Below are 5195 nucleotides of genomic sequence, written 5' to 3' on the forward strand. Positions count from 1 at the left end.
CTCGTCGAGCACCAGCGGATCCATCCCGGCGGCGGCCGCGGCGGCGAGCGCCGCCGCGGTGAGCCCGGCGGTGTGCAACCGCCCGCGGCAGAACGCCTCCAGGGTGGCCGCGTCGTGGATGCGCCCGGCCTTGACGGCGGCCTCGGCCCCGCCGGAATGGGCGTGCCCTCCGGCGGGGAACCGCCCATCGGCGAGGATGAGCAGCGCGGCGGAGCCGGGTGTCGCGGGGCGCGGGGGCGCGGTGTTGTCCGTCGTCATCGCGGTCAGAAGAGGAAGTAGCGCTGGGCCATGGGGAGTTCGGCCGCAGGAGCCGGGTCGACGGGGTCGCCGTCGATGGTCACCGTGAAGGTGTCCGGGTCGACCTCCACCCGCGGCATGGCGTCGTTCTCCCGCATGTCCGCCTTGGTCACCCCGCGCGTCCCCCGGATCGGCACGAACCGCTTCCCGAGGCCGAGCCGGTCGGCCAGACCGTCGTCCAGGGCGGCCCGGGTGACGAAGTTGAAGGAGTTGGCGGCCGGGGCACGTCCCACCGCGCCGAACATGGGCCGGGGCAACACCGGCTGCGGCGTGGGGATGGACGCGTTGGCGTCGCCCATCTGCGCGTACGCGATCTGCCCGCCCTTGAGCACCAGGTGCGGCTTGACGCCGAAGAAGGCGGGCTCCCACAGCACCAGGTCGGCGAGCTTTCCGGGCTCCACGGAGCCGATCTCGTCGTCGAGGCCCTGCGCCACCGCCGGGTTGATGGTGTATTTGGCGACATAGCGACGCGCCCGCCGGTTGTCCGCGCGCCCGTCCCCCGGCAGGGCGCCCCGGCGCCGCTTCATGACGTGCGCGGTCTGCCAGGTGCGCAGGACGACCTCGCCGATGCGGCCCATGGCCTGGGAGTCGGAGGAGATGATCGAGATGGCGCCGAGGTCGTGGAGGATATCCTCGGCGGCGATGGTGCCGGGCCGGATGCGGGACTCGGCGAAGGCGAGGTCCTCGGGGACGGCCGGGTTGAGGTGGTGGCAGACCATCAGCATGTCGAGGTGTTCCTCGACGGTGTTGACGGTGTGCGGCCGGGTCGGATTGGTCGAGCTGGGCAGCACGTTCGGCTGGGAGACCACGGTGATGATGTCGGGCGCGTGGCCGCCGCCCGCGCCCTCGGTGTGGTACGCGTGGATCGAGCGTCCGGCGATCGCGGCGAGGGTGTCGGCGACGAACCCGGCCTCGTTGAGGGTGTCGGTGTGGATGGCGAGCTGGGCGCCGCTCTCCTCGCACACGCCGAGGCAGGCGTCGATCGCGGCGGGGGTCGCCCCCCAGTCCTCGTGGATCTTGAAGCCGAGGGCCCCGCCGCGCAGTTGGGACCACATGCCCTCGCGCGAGACGGTGTTGCCCTTGCCGAGCAGCCCGATGTTGACGGGGTACGCCTCCAGCGCCTCGAACATCCGGGCCAGGTGCCAGGGGCCCGGGGTGATGGTGGTCGCCTTGGTGCCCTCGGCGGGCCCGGTGCCGCCGCCGACCAGGGTGGTGATGCCCGAGGACAGCGCCTGGTCGACGAGGGTCGGGGAGATGAAGTGGACATGGGCGTCGATGGCGCCCGCGGTGAGGATCCTGCCGTTGCCCGCGATGACCTCGGTCTCGGGGCCGATGACGAGGTCGGGGTGGACACCGTCCATGGTGTCGGGGTTCCCGGCCTTGCCGATCCCGGTGATACGGCCGTCCCGCAGCCCGACGTCGGCCTTGATCACGCCCCAGTGGTCGAGCACCACGGCACCGGTGATCACGGTGTCGGGGGCGTCCTCGGCGCGGGTGGTGCGGGCCTGGCCCATGGACTCGCGGATCACCTTGCCGCCGCCGAAGACCGCCTCGTCGCCGGAGCGGCCGGGGCCGCCGCAGCGGTCCTCCTCGATCTCGACCACGAGGTCGGTGTCGGCGAGCCGTATGCGATCGCCGGCGGTCGGCCCGAACAGGTCCGCGTACGCGGCGCGGCTGAGCTCCGTCACAGCGCGCCTCCCGTCTCGCCGCGCAGCCCGGGGACGACCCGCGCGCCCGCCAGCGGCACCAGCTCCACCTCGACGGGGAGGCCCGGTTCGAAGCGCACGGCGGTGCCCGCGGCGATGTGGAGCCGGTGGCCGCGGGCCGCTGCGCGATCGAACGTAAGGCCCGGATTGGCCTCGGCGAAGTGGTAGTGGGAGCCGACCTGGACCGGCCGGTCGGCCGCGTTGAGCACGGTGAGCCGGATGACCGGCCGCCCCTCGTTGAGCCGTACCGGCTCGTCCGCGTGGAAGATCTCTCCGGGGATCATGGAACGCCGTCTCCCGTCAGACGATCGGCTGGTGGACGGTGACGAGCTTGGTGCCGTCCGGGAAGGTGGCCTCGACCTGGACGTCGTGGATCATCTCGGGGATGCCCTCCATGACCTCGTCGCGGGTGAGCACCTTGCGGCCGGAGGCCATCAGCTCGGCGACGGTACGGCCGTCCCGGGCACCCTCCAGGATGTGCACGGTGATCAGCGCGATGGCCTCGGGATGGTTGAGCAGCACACCCCGGGACCGTCGCTTTTCAGCCACGTCAGCTGCCACATGAATGAGCAGGCGTTCCTGCTCGTGCGGCGTCAAATGCACGTCGTCCCACCTCATCCTCACGCACGACTATCGAAGGGTAGAGGGGCGGCGTTTCAGGCTGGTTAACGCGTCGGCAAAGAATCGCCCTTGACGATTGCACGGAAAAACGATGATCCTCATGTCCGCATCATGATCTATCAGCTCCGCACAAACCCCCCACATCACTACGGAGCCCAACTGTGCATCGCATAGCACCCTTTCGCCGCGGCACGCTCGCGGCCGGAACCTGCGCCGCCCTCGCCGCCACCCTGCTGAGCGGGGCCTCCGCGGCCCAGGCCACCATCGCCCCCCGCGCCGCCGCACCGGACATCGACGTGAAGGCGGTCAAGGCCGATCTGGACCAGCTCCAGACGATCGCCGACGAGAACGGCGGCAACCGCGCCCACGGGCAGCCCGGCTACCGGGCGTCCCTGGACTACATCAAGGGCAAGCTGGACGCGGCGGGGTTCAAAACCGGCGTCCAGGAGTTCACCTCGGGCGGCGCCAAGGGCTACAACCTCGTCGCCGACTGGCCGGGCGGCAGCGCCGACAAGGTACTCATGGCCGGATCGCATCTCGACTCGGTCGAGGCCGGACCCGGCATCAACGACAACGGATCGGGCTCCGCTGCGATCCTGGAGGTCGCGCTCGCCGTGGCCAAGGCCGACCTCAAGCCCACCAAGCATCTGCGGTTCGCCTGGTGGGGCGATGAGGAGGACGGCATGGTCGGCTCCACCCACTACGTGGACAGCCTGAAGTCCGACGAGAAGTCGAAGATCGACTCGTATCTGAACTTCGACATGCTCGGCTCCCCCAACCCCGGGTACTTCGTCTACGACGACGACCCGGAGCTGGAGAAGGTCTTCAAGGACTGGTACGCGGCCAAGAACATCGCGACCGAGAAGGAGACCGAGGGCGACGGCCGCTCGGACCACGCCCCGTTCAAGGACGCCGGGGTGCGGGTCGGCGGGCTGTTCACCGGCGCCGAGTCCACCAAGAGCCAGGCGCAGGCGGACCAGTGGGGCGGCAAGGCGGGCGAGCCGTTCGACCCGTGCTACCACTCCGCGTGCGACAAGACGTCCAACGTCGACGACACCGCGCTCGACCGCAACACCGACGCGATCGCCCACGCGGTCTGGGAGCTCAGCTCCTAACCGCCACTCCTCCAGCCGTCATCATTCGCGGCCCGGACGCCGATCCCCGGCGTCCGGGCCGCGGTGTTCTGCCGCGATACCGAAGCGCCGCCGTTCGCCGGGAGCGGACGAGGTCGGGCGCATCGCCGACACCGTACTGATCACCTGCTCCTCCGCCGCCTCCGCCTCGACCGCGTCGAGTCGTTGCAGGTCAGCCGAGGACACCAGGGCCACCAGCGGCTTTCCATGCCGGGTGAGGACCACCCGCTCACCGCCGTAGACCACGCGGTTGATCAGCTCCGCCAGTTCCGCCCGGGCTTGCGTCACCGGAATCTCGTACGCCATGCTCCCCATCGTACGGGACGTACATCCTGTACATTTTTTACGGAGCCGAGTCCCCGAGAGACCCACGAGAGGTGACCGCGATGGAACGACCGACGGCGCGCTATGTCCTGCCCGAGTTCACCGAGCGCACCAGCAGCGGCGTGCGCACCATGGACCCCTACTCCAAGCTGCTCTCCGAGCGCATCGTCTTCCTCGGCACGCCCATCGACGACACGGCGGCCAACGATGTGATCGCGCAGCTCATCCACCTCGAACACGCCGGGCCCGACCAGGACGTCTCGCTCTACATCAACTCCCCGGGCGGCTCGTTCGGCGCGATGACGGCGATCTACGACACGATGCACTTCGTCACCTGCGACATCGAGACCATCTGCCTGGGCCAGGCCGCGTCCGCCGCCGCCGTGCTGCTCGCCGCGGGGGCACCGGGGAAGCGGCTGGCGCTGCCGGGCGCGCGGGTGCTCATCCATCAGGCGGCGCTCAGCGAGCCCGTCGAAGGGACCACCTCGGACCTGGAGATCCAGGCCGGTGAGCTGCTGCGGACCCAGGCGCTGCTGGAGGAGATGCTGGCGCGGCACACCGGGCAGAGCGCCGAGCGGATCCGCGCGGACATCGACCGCGACAGGATCTTCGACGCCGCGGCCGCGGTGGCGTACGGGCTGGTGGACGGGGTCACCCAGAGCCGTAAGCGACCGGGTTCGCTGCCCGGGGCACGGTGATCGCGCCGTGCTTCCACCGGAACTTCCCCCGCTGCCCGCGCTGACCCGCGCGGAGGGGCGCCTCGTGGACGGCTATCTGGAGGCCGTCGATCTGCTCGGCCGGATCAACCCGGCCCGCGGCCATGACACCTACAGCGGGCTGCGCGCCGCCCAGGCGCTGGTCGGGAAGGCCATCGCGCTGCGGGACGCGCTGGCGCTGATGCACGACCGGGGCGAGAGCGAACTGCACACCGCGACACTGGACCGTGCGCTGCGCGTGCTGGACGGGGAGCGGCGCTCCGAGCGGGTGACGCTGCCGTCCGTCTCGCCGCGTTGATCGCGGTCGCGCCCGGGGCCCCCGCGGGGGTCGCCCGAACGGCGTAGCGCGGGGCCCGGCGCGAGGCAGCCGCCGGGTTGCGGCCGACGGCGCCGAGACC

General features: G+C 71.0%; 7 protein-coding genes and 1 pseudogene. 3 read left to right on the forward strand and 5 right to left on the reverse strand.

Annotated elements, in window-relative coordinates; translation table 11 throughout:
• From EEJ42_RS34395 to EEJ42_RS34410, 4 genes and pseudogenes are all read right to left on the reverse strand, one after another.
• Window positions 1-258: pseudogene (locus EEJ42_RS34395) on the reverse strand (urease accessory protein UreF); the annotation flags it as partial.
• Between the two features lie 5 nt (window positions 259-263).
• Window positions 264-1985, reverse strand: a complete 1722-nt coding sequence (locus tag EEJ42_RS34400; RefSeq protein ID WP_123106053.1) for an urease subunit alpha — start codon at window positions 1983-1985, stop codon at window positions 264-266.
• Entirely contained in the window at window positions 1982-2287 is a 306-nt protein-coding gene (locus EEJ42_RS34405; RefSeq protein ID WP_123106055.1) for an urease subunit beta, read from the reverse strand. Before EEJ42_RS34405 ends, EEJ42_RS34400 begins: the two co-directional genes overlap by 4 nt.
• Window positions 2288-2303: 16 nt before the next feature.
• Complete coding sequence (locus tag EEJ42_RS34410; RefSeq protein ID WP_184503415.1) at window positions 2304-2606, reverse strand: urease subunit gamma; 303 nt, start codon at window positions 2604-2606, stop codon at window positions 2304-2306.
• A gap of 179 nt (window positions 2607-2785) precedes the next feature.
• Here EEJ42_RS34410 and EEJ42_RS34415 point away from each other — a divergent pair, with 179 nt between their 5' ends.
• A complete protein-coding gene (locus tag EEJ42_RS34415) occupies window positions 2786-3739 on the forward strand; it encodes a M28 family metallopeptidase (protein WP_123106059.1) in 954 nt (317 codons plus the stop codon).
• 21 nt (window positions 3740-3760) lie between these two features.
• Here EEJ42_RS34415 and EEJ42_RS34420 read toward each other — a convergent pair whose 3' ends face one another.
• Complete coding sequence (locus EEJ42_RS34420; protein ID WP_123106061.1) at window positions 3761-4063, reverse strand: type II toxin-antitoxin system Phd/YefM family antitoxin; 303 nt, start codon at window positions 4061-4063, stop codon at window positions 3761-3763.
• A gap of 80 nt (window positions 4064-4143) precedes the next feature.
• Here EEJ42_RS34420 and EEJ42_RS34425 point away from each other — a divergent pair, with 80 nt between their 5' ends.
• Both EEJ42_RS34425 and EEJ42_RS34430 read left to right on the forward strand, forming a co-directional pair.
• Complete coding sequence (locus tag EEJ42_RS34425; protein WP_123106063.1) at window positions 4144-4779, forward strand: ATP-dependent Clp protease proteolytic subunit; 636 nt, start codon at window positions 4144-4146, stop codon at window positions 4777-4779.
• Between the two features lie 7 nt (window positions 4780-4786).
• On the forward strand, window positions 4787-5095 hold the full coding sequence (locus EEJ42_RS34430; RefSeq protein WP_123106065.1) for a hypothetical protein: 309 nt from the start codon (window positions 4787-4789) through the stop codon (window positions 5093-5095).
• The last annotated feature ends 100 nt before the right edge of the window (window positions 5096-5195 follow it).

The organism is Streptomyces botrytidirepellens (assembly GCF_003721215.1).
Lineage (GTDB): Bacteria > Actinomycetota > Actinomycetes > Streptomycetales > Streptomycetaceae > Streptomyces > Streptomyces himastatinicus.

Bases quoted from the DNA above. Each gene is read 5' to 3' on its own strand.
- EEJ42_RS34405 (WP_123106055.1), bottom strand. From the start codon at position 2,287: ATGATCCCCGGAGAGATCTTCCACGCGGACGAGCCGGTACGGCTCAAC.
- EEJ42_RS34420 (WP_123106061.1), bottom strand. From the start codon at position 4,063: ATGGCGTACGAGATTCCGGTGACGCAAGCCCGGGCGGAACTGGCGGAG.
- EEJ42_RS34425 (WP_123106063.1), top strand. From the start codon at position 4,144: ATGGAACGACCGACGGCGCGCTATGTCCTGCCCGAGTTCACCGAGCGC.